General features: G+C 38.1%; 18 protein-coding genes and 1 other RNA gene. 11 read left to right on the plus strand and 8 right to left on the minus strand.

The genetic code is table 11. The features are described from left to right. Positions 1 to 90: 90 nt before the first annotated feature. The 7 genes from ACF3OC_RS01955 (at position 91) to ACF3OC_RS01985 (ending at position 10826) form a co-directional block, all read left to right on the plus strand. Positions 91 to 504: an RNA-binding S4 domain-containing protein gene (locus ACF3OC_RS01955; protein WP_094255592.1), complete on the plus strand. Its 414-nt coding sequence runs from the start codon at positions 91 to 93 to the stop codon at positions 502 to 504. Then, complete coding sequence (locus tag ACF3OC_RS01960; RefSeq protein WP_094255591.1) at positions 494 to 2149, plus strand: DUF6377 domain-containing protein; 1656 nt, start codon at positions 494 to 496, stop codon at positions 2147 to 2149. The genes ACF3OC_RS01955 and ACF3OC_RS01960 overlap by 11 nt, the downstream gene beginning before the upstream one ends. Positions 2150 to 2346: 197 nt before the next feature. Beyond that, positions 2347 to 5316 carry a SusC/RagA family TonB-linked outer membrane protein gene (locus ACF3OC_RS01965; RefSeq protein ID WP_392470765.1) on the plus strand — a complete coding sequence of 990 codons (2970 nt, stop codon included), beginning with the start codon at positions 2347 to 2349 and terminating at the stop codon, positions 5314 to 5316. A 43-nt stretch (positions 5317 to 5359) separates the two neighbouring features. Continuing rightward, positions 5360 to 6856 carry a RagB/SusD family nutrient uptake outer membrane protein gene (locus ACF3OC_RS01970; protein ID WP_256962499.1) on the plus strand — a complete coding sequence of 499 codons (1497 nt, stop codon included), beginning with the start codon at positions 5360 to 5362 and terminating at the stop codon, positions 6854 to 6856. A 9-nt stretch (positions 6857 to 6865) separates the two neighbouring features. Further along, entirely contained in the window at positions 6866 to 8362 is a 1497-nt protein-coding gene (locus tag ACF3OC_RS01975) for a glycoside hydrolase family 30 beta sandwich domain-containing protein (RefSeq protein ID WP_094280285.1), read from the plus strand. Continuing rightward, positions 8359 to 9687 carry a DUF5125 domain-containing protein gene (locus ACF3OC_RS01980; protein ID WP_094280284.1) on the plus strand — a complete coding sequence of 443 codons (1329 nt, stop codon included), beginning with the start codon at positions 8359 to 8361 and terminating at the stop codon, positions 9685 to 9687. The genes ACF3OC_RS01975 and ACF3OC_RS01980 overlap by 4 nt, the downstream gene beginning before the upstream one ends. Positions 9688 to 9824: 137 nt before the next feature. Then, entirely contained in the window at positions 9825 to 10826 is a 1002-nt protein-coding gene (locus ACF3OC_RS01985) for an isoaspartyl peptidase/L-asparaginase family protein (protein WP_371128714.1), read from the plus strand. Positions 10827 to 10830: 4 nt separating this feature from the next. Here ACF3OC_RS01985 and mtgA read toward each other — a convergent pair whose 3' ends face one another. Beyond that, positions 10831 to 11517 carry a monofunctional biosynthetic peptidoglycan transglycosylase gene (mtgA, locus tag ACF3OC_RS01990; protein WP_256962497.1) on the minus strand — a complete coding sequence of 229 codons (687 nt, stop codon included), beginning with the start codon at positions 11515 to 11517 and terminating at the stop codon, positions 10831 to 10833. A 194-nt stretch (positions 11518 to 11711) separates the two neighbouring features. Between mtgA and mutS the strand changes: the two genes are divergently transcribed. Further along, a complete protein-coding gene (mutS, locus tag ACF3OC_RS01995) occupies positions 11712 to 14318 on the plus strand; it encodes a DNA mismatch repair protein MutS (RefSeq protein ID WP_094280340.1) in 2607 nt (868 codons plus the stop codon). A 21-nt stretch (positions 14319 to 14339) separates the two neighbouring features. On the opposite strand, the gene ACF3OC_RS02000 is transcribed toward mutS, so the two are convergent. Continuing rightward, positions 14340 to 14729: a hypothetical protein gene (locus tag ACF3OC_RS02000; RefSeq protein WP_094255582.1), complete on the minus strand. Its 390-nt coding sequence runs from the start codon at positions 14727 to 14729 to the stop codon at positions 14340 to 14342. A 122-nt stretch (positions 14730 to 14851) separates the two neighbouring features. Between ACF3OC_RS02000 and ACF3OC_RS02005 the strand changes: the two genes are divergently transcribed. Beyond that, the gene (locus ACF3OC_RS02005; RefSeq protein ID WP_094280282.1) at positions 14852 to 15556 is read left to right on the plus strand and encodes a tRNA1(Val) (adenine(37)-N6)-methyltransferase; all 705 of its coding nucleotides are present in this window, start codon (positions 14852 to 14854) and stop codon (positions 15554 to 15556) included. Position 15557: 1 nt separating this feature from the next. Further along, positions 15558 to 16055 carry a metallophosphoesterase gene (locus ACF3OC_RS02010; RefSeq protein WP_094255580.1) on the plus strand — a complete coding sequence of 166 codons (498 nt, stop codon included), beginning with the start codon at positions 15558 to 15560 and terminating at the stop codon, positions 16053 to 16055. Here ACF3OC_RS02010 and ACF3OC_RS02015 read toward each other — a convergent pair. Continuing rightward, positions 16050 to 16385, minus strand: coding sequence for a MerR family transcriptional regulator (locus ACF3OC_RS02015; protein WP_094255579.1), 336 nt, complete (start codon positions 16383 to 16385; stop codon positions 16050 to 16052). The two genes, ACF3OC_RS02010 and ACF3OC_RS02015, sit on opposite strands and share 6 nt — an antisense overlap. 106 nt (positions 16386 to 16491) lie before the next feature. Here ACF3OC_RS02015 and ACF3OC_RS02020 point away from each other — a divergent pair, with 106 nt between their 5' ends. Continuing rightward, a complete protein-coding gene (locus ACF3OC_RS02020; protein WP_179221429.1) occupies positions 16492 to 16851 on the plus strand; it encodes a hypothetical protein in 360 nt (119 codons plus the stop codon). A 10-nt stretch (positions 16852 to 16861) separates the two neighbouring features. On the opposite strand, the gene ACF3OC_RS02025 is transcribed toward ACF3OC_RS02020, so the two are convergent. The 5 genes from ACF3OC_RS02025 to ACF3OC_RS02045 all read right to left on the minus strand — a co-directional run bounded on the left by ACF3OC_RS02025 (position 16862) and on the right by ACF3OC_RS02045 (position 21494). Continuing rightward, positions 16862 to 18262, minus strand: a complete 1401-nt coding sequence (locus ACF3OC_RS02025) for a sialate O-acetylesterase (protein WP_256962496.1) — start codon at positions 18260 to 18262, stop codon at positions 16862 to 16864. Positions 18263 to 18610: 348 nt separating this feature from the next. After that, on the minus strand, positions 18611 to 19453 hold the full coding sequence (gene accD / locus ACF3OC_RS02030; RefSeq protein ID WP_094255578.1) for an acetyl-CoA carboxylase, carboxyltransferase subunit beta: 843 nt from the start codon (positions 19451 to 19453) through the stop codon (positions 18611 to 18613). Positions 19454 to 19553: 100 nt separating this feature from the next. Then, an RNA gene (gene ffs / locus ACF3OC_RS02035) (signal recognition particle sRNA small type) lies at positions 19554 to 19651 on the minus strand. An 81-nt stretch (positions 19652 to 19732) separates the two neighbouring features. Further along, a complete protein-coding gene (locus tag ACF3OC_RS02040; RefSeq protein ID WP_094255577.1) occupies positions 19733 to 19960 on the minus strand; it encodes a DUF6814 family protein in 228 nt (75 codons plus the stop codon). Position 19961: 1 nt separating this feature from the next. After that, on the minus strand, positions 19962 to 21494 hold the full coding sequence (locus ACF3OC_RS02045; protein WP_094280281.1) for an MFS transporter: 1533 nt from the start codon (positions 21492 to 21494) through the stop codon (positions 19962 to 19964). Between the last annotated feature and the right edge of the window lie 8 nt (positions 21495 to 21502).

A 21502-nucleotide genomic window follows, 5' to 3' on the forward strand; every position in this document is an offset into this window, starting at 1 on the left:
AATTTTAAATTAATAACAAATATGGAGAATTTTAATGATATGTGAGTTACAAGAGGGGCAAAATTAAGAAGATATGACTATTTTTGTAGGATGGCGGAAGTATCAGACAAATTGCGGATTGATAAATACTTATGGGCAATTCGTATATTCAAAACCAGAAGTTTGGCAACAGAAGCTTGCAAAGCTGGTAAAGTTAAGCTCAATGGGCAAAATGTAAAGCCTTCAGCCGTCGTGAAAGTCGGTGAAACCTATAGCGTGCAAAAAGGAATCGAACGGAAAGTCCTCAAAGTAACTGGCTTACTTGAACGTCGTGTAGATGCTAAAACGGCTATCCAATTTTATGAAGACCATACACCAGTAGAAGATACCTATGCTTTTAAATCATCTTTCCATGCCCCAATCTTAAAAAGAGACCGTGGAACTGGAAGGCCAACAAAAAAAGATCGACGTGAAATCGATGATTTGAAAAGTGACTGGTGGGACGAAGAACAAAATGAAAATTAAACTTGAATTAAAATATAATTTCTGCTCTGTATTATGCTTGTTAATCTTGATTTTCCAAGGTTCAACAGTAAGCGCTAATGCAGATATTAGTCCTAAGGACTCGGTTGAACGCGAACTTAAAAAAGTTCTGGGTAGAAAAATCGAATTCGAAAAGGAAAAATTATTGAAAATATTCGATATCAAGGAACGCCTTAAATTAATGCGTACGCCTAATGATCGATATGAATTCCAGGAAAAATTATATGATGAATTCAAGACCTACCAAATTGATTCCGCAATATTTTATGTCAATGAGAATAAAAAAATTGCGCAGCAGCTCAATGATATCGTTAAAAAAAATGAGGTAGATATACAATTAGCCGGGTTATACTCTTCCGCGGGTAGATTTATTGAGTCCAGTGAGATCCTGAAAGGAATCCCTCGGCAAAGCCTCTCAAGCGAACAAGAAGCTGATTACTATCGTGCATTCTCCGATTTTTATTCCCATTACGGGCAAAGTACAAATCATTACCCGTACTTTACTTTAAGTGGAATCTACCGCGATTCTTTGTTGAGTGTACTCCCTGTTGATTCCAGAGAACATCGCATCAGCTCTGCAACGCGAGCATTGTTCGGTAATAATTATGATAAAGCCGAAAAAGAATTATTGCAGCTATTAAGTGAATATAAAGAACCCCAGCATGAAAGAGCTGTTATTGCCTATTTTCTAGGCCTACTCTATAAAAATAAAGATGACCAAGAAAAGGAAATCTATTATTTGGGTCTTTCTGCAATTACCGATATTAAAAATACCGTAAAAGATAATGCCTCCTTACAAAGTTTAGCACTGGTTTATTTCGAGAGGAACGAAATTGACAACGCTTATTTGTTTATTCAAGAAGCGATGGAAGATGCTTTGTTTTGTAATGTGAGATTTAGGACTATTGAAAACTCCTCTTTTTATCCGATCATCAATTCCGCCTTTCAGGAAAAAGAACTCGCGAATAAAAATCAACTCAAGAATTTCCTATATACCATTTCCTTCATGTCCATCCTCCTATTGGTCGCTTTCATTATTCTCTATATGCAGATGAAGCGTTTGAAAAGAACCCGAAAGGACCTGAAAAGCCTTAATAATGAGTTGCAAGGCCTAAATGGGCAGTTGCTTAAAGTGAATCAGGACCTTCAAGAATCCAATCATATCAAGGAAGAATATATGGCTCAATTCTTTGAATTATGCTCTTCTTATATTGATAAACTGGACAATACCCGGAAAGGAATATTAAAGAAAATTTCCAATAACCAATTGGATGAACTCAGCAAAGAGCTCAAATCTCAAGATTTTATCAAGACCGAATTGGACGATTTATATCACAATTTCGATGTTATCTTCTTAAATCTATATCCAACCTTTATTCAGGAGTTTAATAAACTCCTAAAACCCGAAGAACAATTGACGTTGAAGCATGATGAATTGTTAAATTCTGAACTCCGAATCTTTGCTTTGATTCGACTAGGAATTTCCGATTCTACCAAAATCGCACGCTTCCTTCGCTACTCTTTACGGACAGTTTACAACTACCGTGTCAAGGTTCGAAATAAAGTTTTAGGGAGCAAAGAGGACTTCGATGAACAGATTAAGGAGATCGGTAACCTAAAATTTTAGCAAAATCCTTTACTTTTTTTCTTTTTAAAAGCGTCTAATAGCCTGTAAAACAATGGTTATTGCTTTACTTCAGTTACTTTTTTGATTTCACAGCCGCCAAATGCTTAATATAACTTAGCACCCTGCTTAACTTTGGATTGGGAAGTTTAGGTATTGCCTAAATTATTTTATTAATCTAATAACTGATTATAAGACGTATGAAACTTTTTACTAAAGTTAGTATCGGTCTTTTCCTTTTTATGATATCTGTTTTTTCAAATTTTGCATTCGCGCAAAATGGAATCAAAGTTTCTGGAAAGGTTATAGACGAAGCCAACAATGAACCTATTATTGGCGCTACAATCACCGTTATCGGAGGGTCAGCATCTACCTCTTCGGATAACACTGGACTATTTACACTCGAAAATGTTCCAGCAAACTCTAAAATTCGAGTATCTTTCCTAGGCTACGATAGCCGGGAACAGGTGGTACAAACCTCTTTAATGACCATTGCCCTAAGTGCAGTAACAAACACTTTGGAAGATGTGGTGGTTATTGGATATGGTTCTGTCAAAAGAAAAGATGTAACTGCCGCTATTTCTTCGATATCCATGGAAGACGTTGACGAAAGACCAATCGTCAATGCCAACCAAGCGATTCAAGGTAAAGCAGCGGGTGTAACGGTTTCTCAACCTTCTGGTGCTCCAGGTGGTGGAACCTCGATCCGTATCCGTGGTACGACTTCCTTCAACGGAAGTAATGACCCGCTTTATGTAGTAGATGGGGTAACTGTTGACAATATTAACTTCCTTTCGCCTACAGATATCGCCGATATGCAAATCTTAAAAGATGCATCTTCAGCTTCAATCTATGGATCAAGGGCAGCAAATGGGGTAATCTTAATTACTACAAAACAAGGTAGAGTAGGAAGTCCTAAAATCTCATTAAATGCCTTGGCAACTCAGAACCGAGTAACCAGCAAAATTACGCCTTTAAATACGGCGCAATACAAAGAATTGATGGATGAAATCGGAATCGTGAAATTGCCGGACGGATTGACCGACCAAACAAATTGGTTTGACGAAACTTTCAGCAACGGATTAACCCAAGATTATCAACTTTCAATCTCAGATGGTTCTGAAAGAATCAAATACTTCCTTTCAGGTGGTTATGTAGATGATAAAGGTATTGTGAACTCTACTTTTTTCAAACGTTATAACTTCAGAGGAAATATTGAAAATAAAGTTAGGGATTGGTTGACCATTAATGCCAATTTCTCCTACGCAGATTATAATGGAAATGGAATGGTTGAAGGTACAGGTTCCAACAGAGGCGGAGTAGTTTTAGCAACTGTCAATACCCCAACCTTTGCGCCTATTATGGATCCATTCAATCCAAAACAATTCTATAATAACTTTTATGGATTGAATGTTACTTCGCCATTGGAGAATTTAGCAACTACAGGAAATAATAAAAATCGTGAAAACCGATTAATCGGTTCAGGATCAGCAACGGTACACTTTGCTCCAGGCTTAAATTTCAAAACCTTATTTGCTATCGATAGAAGAAATGCGTTTTCTTCAACTTTCTTGGATCCATTGTCTACCTCATGGGGAAGAAATCAATATGGAGAAGCAACGGATTCTAGAAATATGAACACCGTATTAACCTTTGATAATACTTTGACCTATAACAAAAGCATCAATAAAAACAACTTTGAAGCGATGGCTGGTTCAGCCTGGTTAAGTTCATTATATTCAAGTAGTTTTATAATGGGCTCTCATTTTAGGAATGACCTTATTGAAACCCTGAATGTAGCCAATAAAATTTCTTGGACAGGAACGGGTTCTGATGCATCGGATTGGGCGATGATGTCTTATTTCGGTCGTCTATCCTATAATTATGATGGAAAATATTTAGTTACTGCCAATTTAAGGTTTGATGGATCATCTAAATTACATCCTACTCGCCGTTGGTCATCTTTCCCTTCAATTTCTGCCGCTTGGAGACTTTCATCTGAAGAATTCCTGAGTGATGTTACTTGGATGAACGACTTGAAACTACGTGGTGGTTGGGGACAAACGGGTAACCAATCAGGTATTGGTGACTACGCTTACCTGCTTCGCTACAATATTATCCGCTCCCCTTGGTTTGAAGAAGGAAAAACAAATGATGTACCTTCCTTTGTACAAGCTAATCTAAGAACTAAAGATTTAGGCTGGGAAAGAACAACCCAAACGGGTGTCGGATTAGATTTTACTGGTTTTAATAATAGATTGACCGTAAACCTAGATTACTATTACAAGAAAACAACAGATATGTTGATGTATGTTGATATACCAGGTAGTGGTAATTTCACCCAAATTCAAAGAAACGAAGGCGTAATGAACAACCGTGGTTTTGAAACTAATATCAATGCAGATATCCTTAAAGGTGAATGGTTTTGGAACTCCGGATTTAATATTTCATTCAATAGAAATAAATTCGCCGAATTAAAATTGAAACCTGTTTATTTTGATGCCAATACGACGGATTATGTGAATGAAGCTGTGGTAAGAAATGAGGCTGGAAAACCTTTAGGAGGTTTCTTTGGATATGTAAGTGAAGGCGTTGATCCTGAAACTGGTAACATGATTTACAAGGATATCAATGGTGATGGTAAAGTAACTGTGAACGATAAAACATATATCGGTGATCCAAACCCTAACTTTACTTTCGGCTTTACAAATTCCGTTTCTTACAAAGGATTTAACCTGAACGTCTTTATCCAAGGATCGCAAGGTAATGATATTTACAATGTGTCTAGAATGGATATGGAAGGGATGTATGATGGTAAAAACCAATCTACTCGCGTATTACAACGTTGGAGAGTACCAGGCCAAATAACAGATGTGCCAAGAGCAGGTTATGATATGAAAAACTCCTCTTATTTTGTAGAAGATGGTAGCTATATCCGCCTGAAAAATGTTTCCCTTTCTTATAACATCAAAGCACCAGCTTTATCCAGAATTGGAATTAATAAATTGGCTCCATTTATCTCTGCCACTAACTTAATCACCTTAACTAAATATTCAGGCTTGGATCCAGAGGTTAACCAGTGGGGAAATTCAGGTAGGGTGCAAGGTTTAGATTGGGGTACTTATCCTCAAACTAGGTCATTCGTGTTTGGATTAAATATGGAGTTCTAAGATTATGATGATGAGAACAATGAAATTTAGTTTAAAAAATTTAATGATAGCTGTACTAAGTACAGTTTTCATCTCAAGCTGCTCTCTTGAAAAGGATCCTCTTGGTCAATATTCTGAATTGACTGAAGGAGTAAATGAAGAAGGAGAAAAAGTAGTCTTTAAAGATAAAGCCGCTGTAGATGTCTATATGCAAGGTTTATATAATATCCTTCGTGATAGACAGGAACACTGGTATCTAGACCAAATGCTGATCGCTGAATCACATTCGGATAATGCATATGCCGGAACTACTGGTGCGGAAGTGGTGCCTTATGAAAATAATGGTATTGAAGGTTCCAATTCAGTAGTACAACGTGATTGGAATCGGTATCTGGAAGATATTGCGAAAGTAAATATCTTGATTGTCAATGTGGATTCAGTGAAAGATAATTCCCTATCTACAGCATTAAGAAAACAATATAAAGCTGAAGCTCGAATTTTAAGAGCATTGGTATACTTTGATATGGTTCGCCTATGGGGAGATATCCCTTTGGTTACTACCGTAGGTAGAGATATTACAGCTGAAAATATTGAAGAGGTATATAATGATTATTTCCCGAGTCAAACTCCTGAAAAGGAAGTGTATGAGTTCTTGGCAAAAGAACTTGAGGAAGTTATCCCAGATGCGCCATCCAATAATTCAGCAAATAAAACCAAGTTCTCCAAATCTGTTGCCCGAGCTTTATTGGCAAAGATTTATGCAGAAAAACCTATTCGTAATTATGCGAAAGTAATTCAGTATGTGGATGAACTAACTTCAGATGGTTTTGAACTGGAAGCAGATTATAAGAATTTATTTGGTGTGAAAGATGGAAATGCCGAGCCGTTGATCAGAAATAGTAAAGAATCGATTTTAGAAACGCAATTCTTTGCTGGAAATGGTAACTGGGTAACCTGGATGTTTGGTCGCGATCTTTCTAACTACAATAGCAATTTTACATGGGCAAAATGGATCACTCCTTCAAGGGACTTAATCAATGCATTCACCCGCGAAGGAGATGAGATCCGCTCTGCTGAGTCTATCGTGTATTACGAAACGACTTGGAGCAATTATTATCCGGCAAACCATTATCCTTTCATGTATAAAACACGTTCTGCCTTTAGTAATATTATCAAATTGCGCTATGCTGACTTGTTGTTGCTGAAGGCTGAAGCTTTAATCAATGGTGACTCACAAAATCTAGCTGCTGCAGCAACCATCATTGATCAGATCCGCCAAAGGGTGAAACTTCCTAAATTAACCAATGCCTCCAAAGGAAGCAAAGATGCTATGTTGACTGCATTGTTGACTGAAAGAAGATTAGAACTAGCTTTCGAAGGACAACGTTGGTATGATTTAGTTCGCTTGAACAAAGTGGAGTCAGTGATGAATGCTGTTTATGCTAAAGATTCTGGAAGAAAAGCACAAGTTTATCCTTTCACAGAAAACTCATATCGCTTGCCAATTCCGCAATCTATCATTGACGAAAACCCTAAAATCAAACAAAATCTAGGTTATTAATATTTTACGATGAATAATTTAAAGAAATATATATTAGTTGCCAGCATGTTTTCCAGTATTCTGACGGCATGCGGTAGTGATACTGGCAATGGTGGCGGTGAACCCGTGACTCCGGTTGAACCTACGAAAGGCGATGTGTTGGTTTACACAACAACAGGATCCTTAAGCCATGACTTCAAAAAGTCCTACCTGGATTTCAGTAAGAGTAGTAATATGGGAACTAAGACCATCAAGATTGATGAGAGCAAAAAATTCCAAACAATGGATGGTTTTGGCGCAGCAATCACGGGTTCTACAGCATATAACTTGTTGAAAATGGCACCTGCTGATCGTACGAAATTTCTGAAAGAAACTTTCTCTATGACGGAAGGAATGGGCCAAAGTTATATCCGTATCGCTATCGGATGTTCGGATTTCTCGCTAGATGAATATACTTTAGCAGATGAACCAGGTATCGAAAATTTCGCTTTACAATCTGAAGAGCTGGAATATGTTATTCCTGTTCTAAAAGAAATCCTAGCTATTAATCCCGATATCAAGATCATGGGTTCTCCCTGGACTCCTCCAAAATGGATGAAGGTGAATAACCTAACGGAACTAAAACCTTATGACTCTTGGACTGGTGGCCATTTGAATCCTAAATACTATCAGGATTATGCTACCTATTTCGTAAAGTGGATTCAAGCAATGAAAGGTCATGGAATTAATATTTATTCCATCACCACTCAAAATGAACCATTAAACGATAAAAACTCAGCTTCATTGGTTATGTTCTGGAATGAACAACAGGCTTTCGTGAAAAATGCCCTTGGACCGAAAATGAAAGCTGCAGGATTGACCACAAAGATCTATGCATTTGATCATAACTATAATTATGATAATATGCCGGAACAACAAGATTACCCGATCAAGATTTTTGAAGATCCTGCTGCTGCAGCTTATTTTGCAGGTTCAGCTTACCATAACTACGGTGGAGATAAAGCAGAATTGTTGGATATCCATGCCAAAGCACCAAATAAGGATATCATCTTTACGGAAACCTCCATCGGTACCTGGAATGACGGTCATGCCTTAGGAAAAAGATTGTTGGAAGATATGCGTGAGGTTGCCTTGGGTACTGTCAATAACTGGAGTAAAGGGGTGATCGTTTGGAACTTGATGTTGGACTCTGAACGTGGACCAAATCGTGAAGGCGGTTGTCAAACTTGTTATGGCGCTGTAGATATCAGCAAAGCAGATTATAAAACCATTCGTAAGAATTCACACTATTATATTATCGGCCATATGTCTGCAGTGGTAAAACCAGGTGCAGTGCGTATCGGATCTGAAGGATATACGGATGCTGGATTGTCCTATGCGGCATTCAAAAATACAGATGGTACTTATGCTTTTGTTATTGCCAATGGAAACGGAAGTAATTCTAGAATAGTAATTGAGGATGGAAAGAATCATTTCACTTATGATATTCCAGCTGGTTCTGTTGTTTCTTATTCTTGGAAAAAATGAAAAAATTAATCAATTATTTAGCCTTCTCACTTCTTTTGAGCTTAATGTTCTCCTGTAAAGAAGATGAGTTAATCGTACCTTATGGCGGTGGGGAACCTGCCATTGAAATTGTAAAAAGTCCTACAGCATCTTTATTTGCTGATAGCTTACAATTCTCGGTAAATGTATCAGATAAAAGTGTTGCTTTATCAACTTTAAAAGTACAGTTACTGTTTAATGATGAGGTTGTTTCAGAAAAAACCATCCGTACAAAGGATGCTGGAGCTTATTCAGGTAAACTATTTGTTCCATTTTTGAAAAATATCCCTAATGGAACTGGTTTATTGAGATTTACGCTTCAAAACGTTCAAATGGTAAGTACAACCCAGGAGAAAGTAATCAGTCTTTCAAGACCTGATTTCCCTTACCTAAACTTGGTAGCCGAAGGAAAAACTTACCGAATGGCAAAAGTAGGCCCTAATCAATATGAAGTTACTGATGACTTTAAAATGAAAGCGCCAGCTTATATTGAGGCTCCTAAAGTCGGTGAATTTGGAAATCCAGTGCAATTCGGATGGGAAAATAAAGCTGTTCTTCAAGGAATAAATACCCCTATCCCATTTTCAAATGGATTTGATGGAGTATATAAGATTTCATTCAATACCCTGACCTATGTTGCAGCACCTTTCTTACGCTATGCGCTGAATGATACTGACATGCAGATGATCGATGATAATAACTTCTCGGTAGATCTTACTGTAAATAAAGATGAAGAATTAATCTTTGAAGGTTTACCAGCAGGATGGTGGGTAGATAAAGATTATATCCGTCAGGATGGTAATAAATACTATTTCAATGCAATGTCTGGCAAATACCGCTTTATCGCAGATTTGAAAAATAAATATGTGAAAGTGGAAGCCATGAATGGTAATGATCTAGCTCGATTAAATGCTGATGGAACGGGTGCAATCTGGATTATCGGACAAGGTATCGGTAAACCAACAGTTGCAGGAAATCAAGTTGATTGGAATCCAGGCAATGCAATCTGTATGACCCCAATTGGTGGTAAGAAATATCAAGTTACCGTAGTGGGTGGTCAATCTATCAATACCAATGATATCAACTTTAAATTCTTCCATGAAAAAGGTTGGAATGGGGAATTCAAAAACACAGACCTGACAACGGAAAGTGATTTGATTTTAATTGGAGATGGTAAGAATGGTCGTGACCCAGGAAACTTAGGTCTACAAAAAGATAAAACCTTGGAAGCCGGAGCAACTTACGTCTTCGTAGTTGACTTATCTTCAGGTAATAATAAAGCAAAACTTACAGTGACAAAACAATAAAACTTACTAACAGTTTGGATTAATTAGGGGTGGATCAAGGCGTTTCCACCCCTTTTGTTTTTGTAGGATTTAATTCCAATCTTTGTTTTAAACTAAATCTGATTATGAAATATAGTGTGACCTGCTTATTAATTTTAATGAGTATTATGACGAATTCTACAGCTTCTTTTGCCCAATCCAAGTCCAAACCCAAGTATGTTTTGGCGATACACGGCGGTGCCGGAACCATTCTTAAAAAGAACATGACTGACTCTTTGGAGAAAGCCTACATTGCTAAACTTACAGAGTCTTTACAGGCTGGTTACGATCAGATCAAACAAGGAAATTCAAGCTTGGATGCTATTGAAGCAGCAATTCATGTCATGGAGGATTCACCTTTATTTAATGCTGGAAAAGGTGCCGTTTTTACCAATCAAGGTAAGAATGAACTGGATGCAGCCATTATGGATGGCTCCAATTTAAAGGCTGGTGCAGTCGCTGGAGTTACAAACATTAAAAACCCAATATCTGCTGCAAGAGCCGTGATGGATAAATCTGAACATGTGATGATGGTGGGGAAAGGTGCCGAAGAATTTGCCAAAAATAACGGAATTGAAATCGTCGATCCTGCTTATTTCTGGACCAAACAACGCTGGGAAGGTCTTCAACGTGCCTTAGAAAGAGATCAAGAAAGAGCTGAACTCGATCATGATGATCAAAAGGCATTCTTACCCCCATATAAAGATGAGAAATTCGGTACAGTAGGTTGTGTAGCATTGGATAAACAAGGAAACCTGGCTGCAGGTACCTCAACTGGTGGAATGACCAATAAGAAATTTGGAAGGGTAGGTGATGCTCCAATTATTGGTGCCGGAACTTATGCCAATAATGCAACTGTAGCCATCTCTTGTACGGGTTGGGGTGAGTTCTTTATTCGCTCTGTGGCTGCCTTTAACGTGTCTGCAAAAATGCAATATGCAAAAATGAATCTCGTAAAAGCTTCCCAAGAGGTCATCGATGAAATCGGTAAATTAGGTGGTGATGGTGGTATGATTGCCATAGATAAAAATGGTGAAGTTGCCATGCCTTTCAATACGGAAGGAATGTACAGAGGTACTGTGACTGCCGATGGAAAAATTACCGTAGAAATCTATAAATAAGGCTTTATTCTGGAATAGAATAATAATTCAGATACCTGACGATGCTATTAGCTCTTCGATTGATATAATTCGAAGGTCTTCTAGCATCCCACTTTTGTGGACTTGGTAAAATAGCAATGATCAAGGCAGCTTCCTTTTTAGTGAGGCTTTTCGCCGATTTATGGAAATAATACTTTGCTGCAGCTTCTGCCCCATATACTCCTTGACCTGTTTCGATCACATTTAAGTACACTTCCAGAATCCGCTTTTTACTCCAAAAAACTTCAATAAGTACAGTGAAATAGGTTTCCAAGCCTTTGCGGAACCATGATCGTCCCGGCCATAAGAATACATTCTTCGCTGTTTGCTGACTTATCGTACTTCCTCCCCGCAAGCGCTTGCCCTCTTTGTTCTTTTCAAATGCCTCTTTGATGGCTTCGGTATCAAAACCATTATGCGTCATGAAATGAGCGTCTTCTCCGGCTAAGGCCGCACGTTTTAGGTTGTCTGAAATGTCATCATAATCCAACCATTCCCTTTCTAATTTCCAACCTTTTCCGTCTGCTTTCCTTTCAAACCCACGTTGTAACATTAAATAGGTAATTGGTGGGTTAGTAAATCGAAGGGCAATGACCCAAAGTATAGATAATACAAAAAAAGCAATGATCCCACGTAAAACCCAGGGAAGGACCATGGTTTTAAGCTTTGTCATGAAGGATGTTTTGGTTTGCTTTTTCCTGTTCTTTGTTGTAGAACGCTTGATTGCCATTACTTTGAAATTTTATGCAAACATAAGATGTATTTTTTAATTTTTATGTCATTTCCGCAATGCTTTTTGACATCTCCTTTTTTTGCAAATCCCTACATTTCTGCTATTTTTACAACTTATACAAAAATAGCGTAACCTTGGCAAAAGCAAAGAAACAAACCCCTCTAATGCAGCAATATAATACCATTAAGGCCAAATACCCTGGCGCCTTATTGTTGTTTCGAGTTGGGGATTTTTATGAGACGTTCGGTGAGGATGCTGTGAAAGCAGCCAAGATTTTAGGAATTGTACTTACAAAAAGAGGAAATGGGTCTGAATCTGAAACCGCATTAGCCGGTTTTCCACATCATTCCCTGGAAACTTATTTGCCAAAATTAGTGCGCGCAGGCCAACGTGTCGCCATCTGCGACCAATTGGAAGATCCTAAACAAACCAAAACAATCGTAAAAAGAGGTGTGACTGAATTGGTTACTCCTGGTGTTTCTTACAATGAAAATATTGTTCAACAAAAATCCAATAACTACCTCGCTTCCATTTTTATGGATAAACAGGCCATCGGGATTTCTTTTCTAGATATTTCAACCGGTGAGTTTTTGGTTGCCCAAGGCTCAATTGGCTATATCGATAAATTATTGCAAGGTTTTAAACCAACCGAAATAATCCTTCCTAAAAAACAGTATAAGGAGTTTTTAGAACATTTTGGATCAGGTTACTATACTTATACCCTGGATGAATGGCCTTATACCGGTGATTATGCCTCCGAAAACTTGTTGAAACATTTTGAAGTCAATTCCATGAAAGGCTTTGGAATCGACAGGATGCCAACGGGAATTATTGCGGCCGGAGTTGCACTTCACTACCTAAATGAAACTGAACATCGAAACCTTCAACATATTTCCAATATCTCCAGAATTGAGGAAGACCGTTATATGTGGTTGGACCGATTTACCATTCGAAACCTCGAACTAATTAGTTCAACGAATGAAAATGCCATTACCTTATCCGATGTGCTCGACGAAACTTCTTCCCCAATGGGAGCAAGATTGTTGAAAAGATGGATTGTCATGCCCTTAAAGGATGAAAAAGCCATCAACGAAAGGTTAAAGGTTGTGGAAGATTTCTATAAAAATCGTTCGCTAAGAGATCAATTGGTTCAAGAAATCAAACAGGTGGGCGACTTGGAAAGGTTAATTTCCAAAATAGGCCTTCAAAAAGCCAACCCAAGGGAAATCATTCAACTTAAAAGAGCATTGTATGCTGTTGAAAAACTGAAGGAACTCTGCCAGGAACAAGAATCTGAATCCCTGAAAGTGATTGCCGAACAGTTAAATCCTTGTTTAATTATTCGCGATAAAATTGAAAATACGCTTCAGGCGGAGCCGCCGGTAGCATTGAATAAAGGGAATGTAATCGCTGATCAAGTTGATCCTGATCTGGATAAACTCAGAAAGGTAGCCTTTGGTGGTAAAGATTATCTTCTCGAAATCCAAAAAAGGGAGGCTGAGGCAACTGGAATCCCTTCCTTGAAAATTGCCTTCAATAATGTATTTGGCTATTATTTGGAAGTGACCAATACCCATAAGGATAAAGTTCCTTCTGGCTGGATCAGAAAGCAAACCTTGGTGAACGCAGAACGATATATCACGGAGGAACTAAAGGAATATGAAGAGCAGATTTTGGGTGCTGAGGAAAAAATCCAGGCTATCGAAAATCGGATCTATGCGGAATTGCTTCTCGCCATTTCGGAATACATCAAACCTATTCAATTAAACGCTCAATTATTGGCAAAACTGGACGTTCTATTGAATTTTGCAATTATCGCAGAAAAGAATTTCTATGTTAAGCCCGATGTCAATTCCAGTAGAGACCTGGATATTAAAGGTGGTCGACATCCGGTTATTGAGAAAAACCTGCCTATTGGTCAGGATTATATTACCAATGATACCTTCCTTGATCCGGAAGGGCAACAGATTATTATCATCACGGGACCGAATATGGCCGGTAAATCCGCCTTGTTAAGACAAACTGGATTAATTGTGTTAATGGCGCAAATCGGATCTTTTGTTCCAGCTAAGGAAGCTTCGATTGGAATAGTTGATAAAATCTTTACTCGAGTAGGAGCCTCTGATAATTTAAGTTCGGGGGAATCTACCTTTATGGTGGAAATGAACGAAACGGCAAGTATTATGAACAACTTGTCGGACCGTAGCTTAATCCTCCTGGATGAAATTGGTCGTGGTACCAGTACATACGATGGTATTTCTATCGCATGGGCTATTGCTGAATACCTTCATAATCATCCTTCTTGCAGAGCAAAAACATTATTTGCTACCCATTACCATGAACTAAATGAGTTGTGTAATTCCATGCCTCGCATCAAGAATTTTAATGTGAGTGTGAAGGAAGTGAATAACAAGGTGATTTTCTTGAGGAAATTGGTTCCTGGAGGCTCCGAACATAGTTTCGGTATCCATGTTGCCAAGTTAGCCGGTATGCCCCCAAAACTTATTGGTAGAGCTGGGGAAATCCTAAAACGCCTAGAACAAGAACGTACTGGTGGTGAAAAAATTAAGGATAGCATGCGTAAGATTCAGAAACAAGCTTACCAATTGCAAATGTTTGCCATTGATGATCCGGTGCTCGAAAAAATCAGGGATATGCTGAATAACTTGGATGTGAATACCTTAACGCCAGTTGAAGCATTAATGAAGTTGGATGAAATTCAACGCTTGTTGAAAAACTAAGATGATTCTTATTGATTAATATCAATAAGAATCATAAATATCATAGCTGATGTTATTAAAATTATAACTCAATCGAGGGTCTATCCGAATGATCATACTACCGCGGAATGTTTCTCCAGAATATAGTGTTCGAATGGGTACCTCATTGAAGAATGTCGCCCCATTATGACTAACTAAGGAGAATTCCAGATAATAGTTTCCATCTTGCCCTTGGTAATAGTCCAAATCAGAGAGATTGCTAACTGCAAACTCTACACGTACTGCATCAGGACCAACATCATACACATCTATCAAATCAACCGCAAAATCTTCTGGATAAAATAATGGCCCGTCAATATATTCTTTTGAACAAGCTGAAAATAGTCCAACGACCATAATCAATGCAACGATTCTAAGTATTTTTGTTTTCATATTCTGTCCGTCTTTAGAGAAATAGACTTGGTAAAATTCATTTAGATTAATTGCTCAAGATAAAATTTAATCAAAAGCCATTTTTTAAAGCAAAAAAGCACATTTAGACTTACCTTTGTTGCATGGGAAATATCTTCCAATTCAAAGAGTTTTCAGTAAATCAAGAGCACTGTGCCATGCGTATCAATACCGATGGGGTATTGCTGGCCGCCTTGACAGAGTCGGATCGCGCGGAACAAATCCTTGATATTGGCACCGGAACCGGTGTAATTGCTTTAATGTTGGCACAAAAGTTTACTGCCGCTGAAATATGGGCCGTTGAAATTGACCAACAAGCAGCGGCTCGAGCGAAGGAAAATTTTGAAAATTCCCCTTTTAAAAATCATTTAAACATAGTTAACTCGGATATTTTCCATTGGAAAACGGACCTGAAATTTAACCTGATCGTTTCTAACCCTCCTTTTTACATCAATTCACTACATAACCCCGATCCCCGGAAAAAGGTTGCCAAACATGCCGATGTAGAATTCTTTAAAGGAATGTTCGAATTTGCAGGAAATAGATTGTCAGAGGATGGAAAGTTACAGATCATAGTTCCTGTAGAGTTGTTGGGATTTATGGTCGAGCAGGGAAAACTTAATGGTTTGAACCTTTGCAAACAAATCGATATCCAATCATTCGTTGATTCTGAACCCTTTCGATGTATCTTGAGTTTTGAAAGACAACAGAAAACTTTGACGAAGAATTCCTTTGTCATTTATCAAGAACGCTCACAATATTCAGATGCATATAAACAGATTTTAAAACCTTATTTCTTAGCTTTTTAATATGAGGATTGGATTGATATCAGATACACACGGTTATCTGGATGAGGCCGTTTTTAAACATTTTGAAAATTGTGATGAAGTCTGGCATATTGGAGACTTTGGCTCCATGGAAGTCATTGAAAAATTAGAAGCATTCAAACCTTTACGGGGGGTATATGGAAATATTGACGATAAGGATATCCGACTTAAATTCCCCGAAAACCTTAGGTTTAATTGCGAGAAAGTGGATGTTTGGCTGACTCATATTGGGGGTTACCCTGGAAAATATAGCCCCTTGGTCAAAGCAGAAATTACTAAGAATCCACCTAAATTATTTATTAGCGGACATTCCCATATCTTGAAAGTGCAGTTTGATCCTAAACTTCAATTACTTCACCTGAATCCCGGAGCTGCAGGAAAACAAGGTTGGCATCAGGTTAGAACCCTCATGCGATTTGAAATTAATGGCGATAAAATCGAAAATTTAGAAGTGATAGAATTAGGAAGCAGGGCCCTATAAGCTATCCCTAACCTCCAATAAAAAGCTCTTAAGTCCTTCCAAGGATTCAATAATCCTTTGGTTTTCTCTTGCTTCGTTCTTGTTGCTTCTTAAGAATTCACGTGCTCCCTGTAAGGTATAGCCCTTGTCCTTCACCAAATTGAAGATAATCTTTAGATTGGCAATATCATTTTGCGTGAATAGGCGATTCCCCTTTTTATTTTTCTTAGGCTGAAGAATGTCAAATTCACGCTCATAGAAACGAATTTGAGATGCATTTACACCGAACATTTCAGTGACTTCCCCCATGGTATAATACAGCTTGTTAATTTCTCGTTCTTTGTACGGCATGAACTTTTCGTTTTTGTGTAATAACAAATATACAATCTAAGTTTGATAATCAAAAAAACCATGATTGATATAAAGTTAAAGGCTATTTCGTAATTTTATACTTTAGATGAAAGGTAAAGTGATCGTAAGTAAATTCTGGACAAAGTTCTTTTCCATTGGAAAGGCACAAGCCATTACTATATTCCCTTTTATTTTCCTTAAATATCGCTCAGACCTGAAAAATCAAGTTCTCCTGAATCACGAACGAATCCATGTATTACAAGCAATTGAACTGCTTATCCTGCCTTTTTATTTGCTCTATCTACTGGAGTTCTTCATTCGATTTATTCAATTTCGAAATTTTACCCGTGCTTATCTTAATATCTCCTTTGAGCGCGAAGCTTATGAAAATGAACATAACCTTCAATACCTACAAAAAAGGAAGCTATATAGCTTCCTGAAATATGTAACAAGGGATAAAGCTTAGTTTATTAAGCCTACCAATTGTCCGTTCTGAATGGCGAAACCGGTAATCCCGTTGAATTGAATAAGTTCGGCATCGCGATTTCTGTAAACCCAAATCTTACCGCAACTGGGTTTTTAACCTCCGCCGATTCTACAATTAATTTATCTCCTTTAATTTTTCCCTTCGCTGGCTTGAATTCCTTATCAGCTCCGGCAATAAATAAATCAGTAATTTCTCCCTTCGAGGTTAACTTACCCTCCAGATTATTAAAACTGACCTCAATCGCATTGCCTTTAATTTCTTGAGATTTATAAATCGGTGATTTATAATCCTTGAGTGGCTTGTTATAAATTTCAGCAAATGCCAAATCAGCTAGACGTTTTGCCACTGCCTTCTTTTGAATAGGATGGATATCCTGAATATTATCTACAAGGTCCGTAATCACAACCATTCCAGTTTTTGGTAGTTCCATCGCTGTTTTCGCTTGTTGCTCTCTCAGGTATGCAGCCAAAGGTTCTTTGTTGTTATACTGAAAAGGGGCAATCTGAACAAAGTAAAAAGGAAAATCCTGATTCCAAGCGGAGCGCCAAGAAGTAATCATCGTCTTCATCAGTTTATCGTAACCATCCCAGGTACCCACATTACTTTCGCCCTGATACCAAAATGCGGCTGTCAGATTATATCCTGCAAATGGATGTACCATTGCATTCCATAATACGCCACTATTGTGCGGACGCCAATCATTGGCGCCTTGAATTTTTGCTCGTTGTAATAAAAACGGATCATTCTCAATTAAATAGCTTGGGGTCCATACTTCTGCTGCAGTGCCTCCCCAGCTTGAATTGATAATCCCTACGGGGATATTTTCTTCTCTATTGATATCTTTACCGATAAAATAACCAATGGCTGAAAAGGGCTGTAAGGACTCCGCACTCAAGGTTGCCCATTTATTGGAAATTTGATCCTGAGGAGTGTAAGAACCATTTCTGCTAATATGTAATAAACGTATATTAGGGTTTTTCGCATTCGGCATCTCATCAATGATTTCCTTTAAATTCTGAGCGGCTCCCCATTCCATATTGGATTGCCCTGAACATAGAAAAACATCGCCTAATAAAATATCAGATAAGGTTATGGTCTCTTGATTGGCAATAACTTTTAATTCGTAAGGACCACCAGCTTTTCCTTCTGGGAGTTTGGTTCGCCATTGACCATCACCGTTGGTCTTTGCAATAACGGTATCCTGAAACCAGGAACCGATGATTTTTACATTACTGCTGGCCGGTGCCAACCCCCAAAAATTTATTTCAGTTTCACGTTGTAATACCATATGGTCTGAAAAGAAATTGGGAATTCGTAATTGAGCAAGAACTTCTTGATGTAAGGCAAAAACCGCCAATAGGGAAACAATTAAGGTTTTCTTGAGATTCATGTGAGTTTAGTTAGGTTTATTGTTATCTAAATTTAATAAAAAAATCTCATTCTTCTCTAATATCCTAATAGCAGAAAAATTCAATAGGAGATTGGTTTAAATTCTGCAATTCCACGGATATCCTTCGGGGTTAATCCGGACCTTGGCCGAAAAAAATCGAGCAAGATCCGGCTTTTGTCCGAAGGAGGTCCGAAGAAGGTCCGGGAAAACTCAAAATTAGAACCCAATATGAACCGTATTATTATCCTATTTAAATCCTGAAAAATTTGTCGGTTTAAGCAAAATTGGAATATAAAAAAAGAGCGAGGTAAATCTACCTCGCTCTTTGAATTTTATCTTTAGGATCTACTACTTTACCATTTTTAAGAAAGTAGAGACTTTTTCTTTCAATTGTCTTCTGTCAACGATAAAGTCTAAGAAACCGTGTTCCAATACGAATTCAGAAGTTTGGAATCCTTTAGGAAGGTCTTTCTTGATTGTTTCTTTGATAACACGTGGACCAGCAAAACCGATTAATGCTCCTGGTTCTGCAATATTGATATCACCAAGCATAGCATAGGATGCGGTTACACCACCTGTAGTTGGGTCAGTCAATAAACAGATATAAGGTAATTTTGCTTGTGCCAATAAGGCTAATTTAGCGGATGTTTTCGCCATTTGCATCAATGAGAATGCTGCTTCCATCATACGGGCACCACCGGATTTGGAGATTAACATAAACGGTAATTTATGTTCGATACAATAATCAATCGATCTTGAAATCTTCTCACCGACCACAGAACCCATAGAACCTCCGATAAAGGAGAAATCCATACAAGCAACAACCAAATCTTGGCCATTTACTTTACCAACAGCAGATCTTAATGCATCATTAAGGCCTGTTTTTGCTTGGCTGTCTAACAATCTGTCCTTGTAAGGTTTCGTATCCACAAAGTTTAATGGATCACCAGCTTTTAGGTTCGGGAATAATTCAGTGAATTCGTTGTTATCAAATAATATGGAGAAATAAGCAGTTGAACCAATACGGATATGGTAGTCACAATAATGACAAACATACTTGTTTTCAACTTGTTCCACATTCAAAAGAGGTTTTTTACAATTTGGACATTTATTCCACATCCCATCTGGTGCCTCTTTTTTGTTTTCTGTTGCAGTATGTATACCTGCTTTATTTCTTTTAAACCAACTCATAGACTCATGTTAATTCGGTTTACAAATAAACGAAAAATATCTAATATGTGTATTTAGAAAACGAAATGATGGAAATTAAGGTGAGAATAGGTCAATAAAAAATGGGTAAGCTACCTCTATCGCACCGCTCAACCAAATACCCTTGCTTTGTTCCCAACCTGGGGGAGTCAATGGGAGCTGGTCGTAGAGGACTTACCCACGGCAAAATTAACAAAAAATTAATCTTTCCGAAAAGAAAATTGCATTCTCGCTGTATTCGACTGAGGTTCAACCCGAAAATTACATTTTGTCCCTTTGATATTCCCCCCGAAGTGCGAAATATCCAAATACCCCAAGCCCAATCGAGATGATCGGCGTCAGGATAAATAGGATGATAATTCCAAAAACGACATCTTCTTGTTTTCCGGAAATAATTTTTGGCAAACCAAATTTGGCTATGCAGAAATATGCCGCAAGTAGCGCTAAGGCAATCCAAACTATTCCTAATATTTTCTTTATGCTTTCCATTTTAATTCAAATCTTTTGCTACCATGTTCTTGTTAATATAAAATGCTCCAATCACAAAACAGACCGCTGAAATAATGATTGGATACCATAAACCCTCCAAATAGAAGGTCGGATCAGCAGCTCCCTTTGCATTGGTAGCCAGGTAGGTTGACACCGCAGGCAATAGCCCACCGAATATTCCATTTCCAATATGGTAAGGTAGTGACATGGAAGTGTATCTGATCTTGACAGGGAATATTTCCACTAAAAAGGCTGCAATCGGGCCATAAACTAAAGTGATATAAATTATCTGAATGAAAATTAAGGAAATCAATTTTACATAGTTCCCTCCAGATAAGTACATGCTATTTTTCACTGTGGTCTTTACATTTTCAATTTGATTAGCTCCAGCAGGTTCACTGTGTTTGATGTGTTCTTCCTTACTATAGGATCCATCTGAATAATATCTGGTAATTGTTTTTACTTCATTTTCATTTTCAGGACTCAGCTCAGTAATGGTTTCTGTTCGTTTTTCAGCCAATTCTTGTTTCAAACTCGTATCCGTAATCTGATACATGGCTTGATAGATAGGACGATAGGTAAGGACAGCAAGGAGCATCCCTGTTAACATTACCCATTTTCGGCCCACCTTATCGGAGAGCCGCCCAAATACCACGAAAAATGGAGTTCCAAAAAGAAGGGCTATGCCTAGAATCATATCAGCTTGGTCAGAATCCAGAAACATCACTGTCTTCATAAAACTCATGGAGTAAAACTGACCGGTATACCAAACGACACCTTGACCCATTGCGGCACCAAATAAAGCCAACAAAACAAATTTCAGGTTGTATTTATTACCAAAACTTTCTTTTAAAGGGTTTGTAGATGTTTTTCCTTCTGCTTTAGCTTTCTTGAATTCGGGAGATTCATCCATATTTTTACGAATCAAGTAGGATACGTAGACCATTAATATGGAAAGTAAAAATGGAACCCGCCAGCCCCAATGATCAAATTGGGCCTCAGTAAGAATGAACTTGGTCAACAAGATTACCACCAGAGAAATAAATAAACCAAAGGTAGCTGTGGTTTGGATCCAGGAAGTCCAATAACCCCTTTCACCATTTGGTGCATGCTCGGCAACATAAGTCGCCGCACCACCATACTCACCACCAAGGGCTAATCCTTGTAGTAATCTTAATATGAGGACAATCAATGGCGCCAGGAAACCAATGCTTTCATAACTCGGAATACAACCAATAAGAAAGGTTGCACCACCCATCAGCATCAGGGTTACCATAAAGGTGTATTTACGACCGATTAAATCGCCTAATCTTCCGAAGAAAAGAGCTCCAAATGGTCGTACTACAAATCCAGCAGCAAAGGTGGCTAGTGTAGACAGAAAAGCTGCCGTTGGATTGTCAGAAGGGAAAAATTTGGTGGAAATGACAATGGATAAACTTCCGAAAATAAAGAAGTCATACCATTCGATCAGGGTGCCTACGGAAGAGGCCCCAATGACCTTCCAAATTCCTTTTTTACTAGTTTGTTCTTGCATATAAGTGT

It is taken from the genome of Sphingobacterium cellulitidis, assembly GCF_043187465.1.
GTDB lineage: Bacteria > Bacteroidota > Bacteroidia > Sphingobacteriales > Sphingobacteriaceae > Sphingobacterium > Sphingobacterium cellulitidis.

Bases quoted from the DNA above. Each gene is read 5' to 3' on its own strand.
- ACF3OC_RS01980 (WP_094280284.1), top strand. From the start codon at position 8,359: ATGAAAAAATTAATCAATTATTTAGCCTTCTCACTTCTTTTGAGCTTA.
- ACF3OC_RS01965 (WP_392470765.1), top strand. From the start codon at position 2,347: ATGAAACTTTTTACTAAAGTTAGTATCGGTCTTTTCCTTTTTATGATA.
- ACF3OC_RS02005 (WP_094280282.1), top strand. From the start codon at position 14,852: ATGGGAAATATCTTCCAATTCAAAGAGTTTTCAGTAAATCAAGAGCAC.
- ACF3OC_RS02040 (WP_094255577.1), bottom strand. From the start codon at position 19,960: ATGGAAAGCATAAAGAAAATATTAGGAATAGTTTGGATTGCCTTAGCG.
- ACF3OC_RS02000 (WP_094255582.1), bottom strand. From the start codon at position 14,729: ATGAAAACAAAAATACTTAGAATCGTTGCATTGATTATGGTCGTTGGA.
- ACF3OC_RS02015 (WP_094255579.1), bottom strand. From the start codon at position 16,385: ATGCCGTACAAAGAACGAGAAATTAACAAGCTGTATTATACCATGGGG.
- ACF3OC_RS02025 (WP_256962496.1), bottom strand. From the start codon at position 18,262: ATGAATCTCAAGAAAACCTTAATTGTTTCCCTATTGGCGGTTTTTGCC.
- mtgA (WP_256962497.1), bottom strand. From the start codon at position 11,517: ATGACAAAGCTTAAAACCATGGTCCTTCCCTGGGTTTTACGTGGGATC.
- ACF3OC_RS01970 (WP_256962499.1), top strand. From the start codon at position 5,360: ATGATAGCTGTACTAAGTACAGTTTTCATCTCAAGCTGCTCTCTTGAA.
- ACF3OC_RS01955 (WP_094255592.1), top strand. From the start codon at position 91: ATGGCGGAAGTATCAGACAAATTGCGGATTGATAAATACTTATGGGCA.
- ACF3OC_RS01960 (WP_094255591.1), top strand. From the start codon at position 494: ATGAAAATTAAACTTGAATTAAAATATAATTTCTGCTCTGTATTATGC.
- ACF3OC_RS01975 (WP_094280285.1), top strand. From the start codon at position 6,866: ATGAATAATTTAAAGAAATATATATTAGTTGCCAGCATGTTTTCCAGT.
- accD (WP_094255578.1), bottom strand. From the start codon at position 19,453: ATGAGTTGGTTTAAAAGAAATAAAGCAGGTATACATACTGCAACAGAA.
- ACF3OC_RS02020 (WP_179221429.1), top strand. From the start codon at position 16,492: ATGAAAGGTAAAGTGATCGTAAGTAAATTCTGGACAAAGTTCTTTTCC.
- ACF3OC_RS02010 (WP_094255580.1), top strand. From the start codon at position 15,558: ATGAGGATTGGATTGATATCAGATACACACGGTTATCTGGATGAGGCC.
- ACF3OC_RS01985 (WP_371128714.1), top strand. From the start codon at position 9,825: ATGAGTATTATGACGAATTCTACAGCTTCTTTTGCCCAATCCAAGTCC.
- ACF3OC_RS02045 (WP_094280281.1), bottom strand. From the start codon at position 21,494: ATGCAAGAACAAACTAGTAAAAAAGGAATTTGGAAGGTCATTGGGGCC.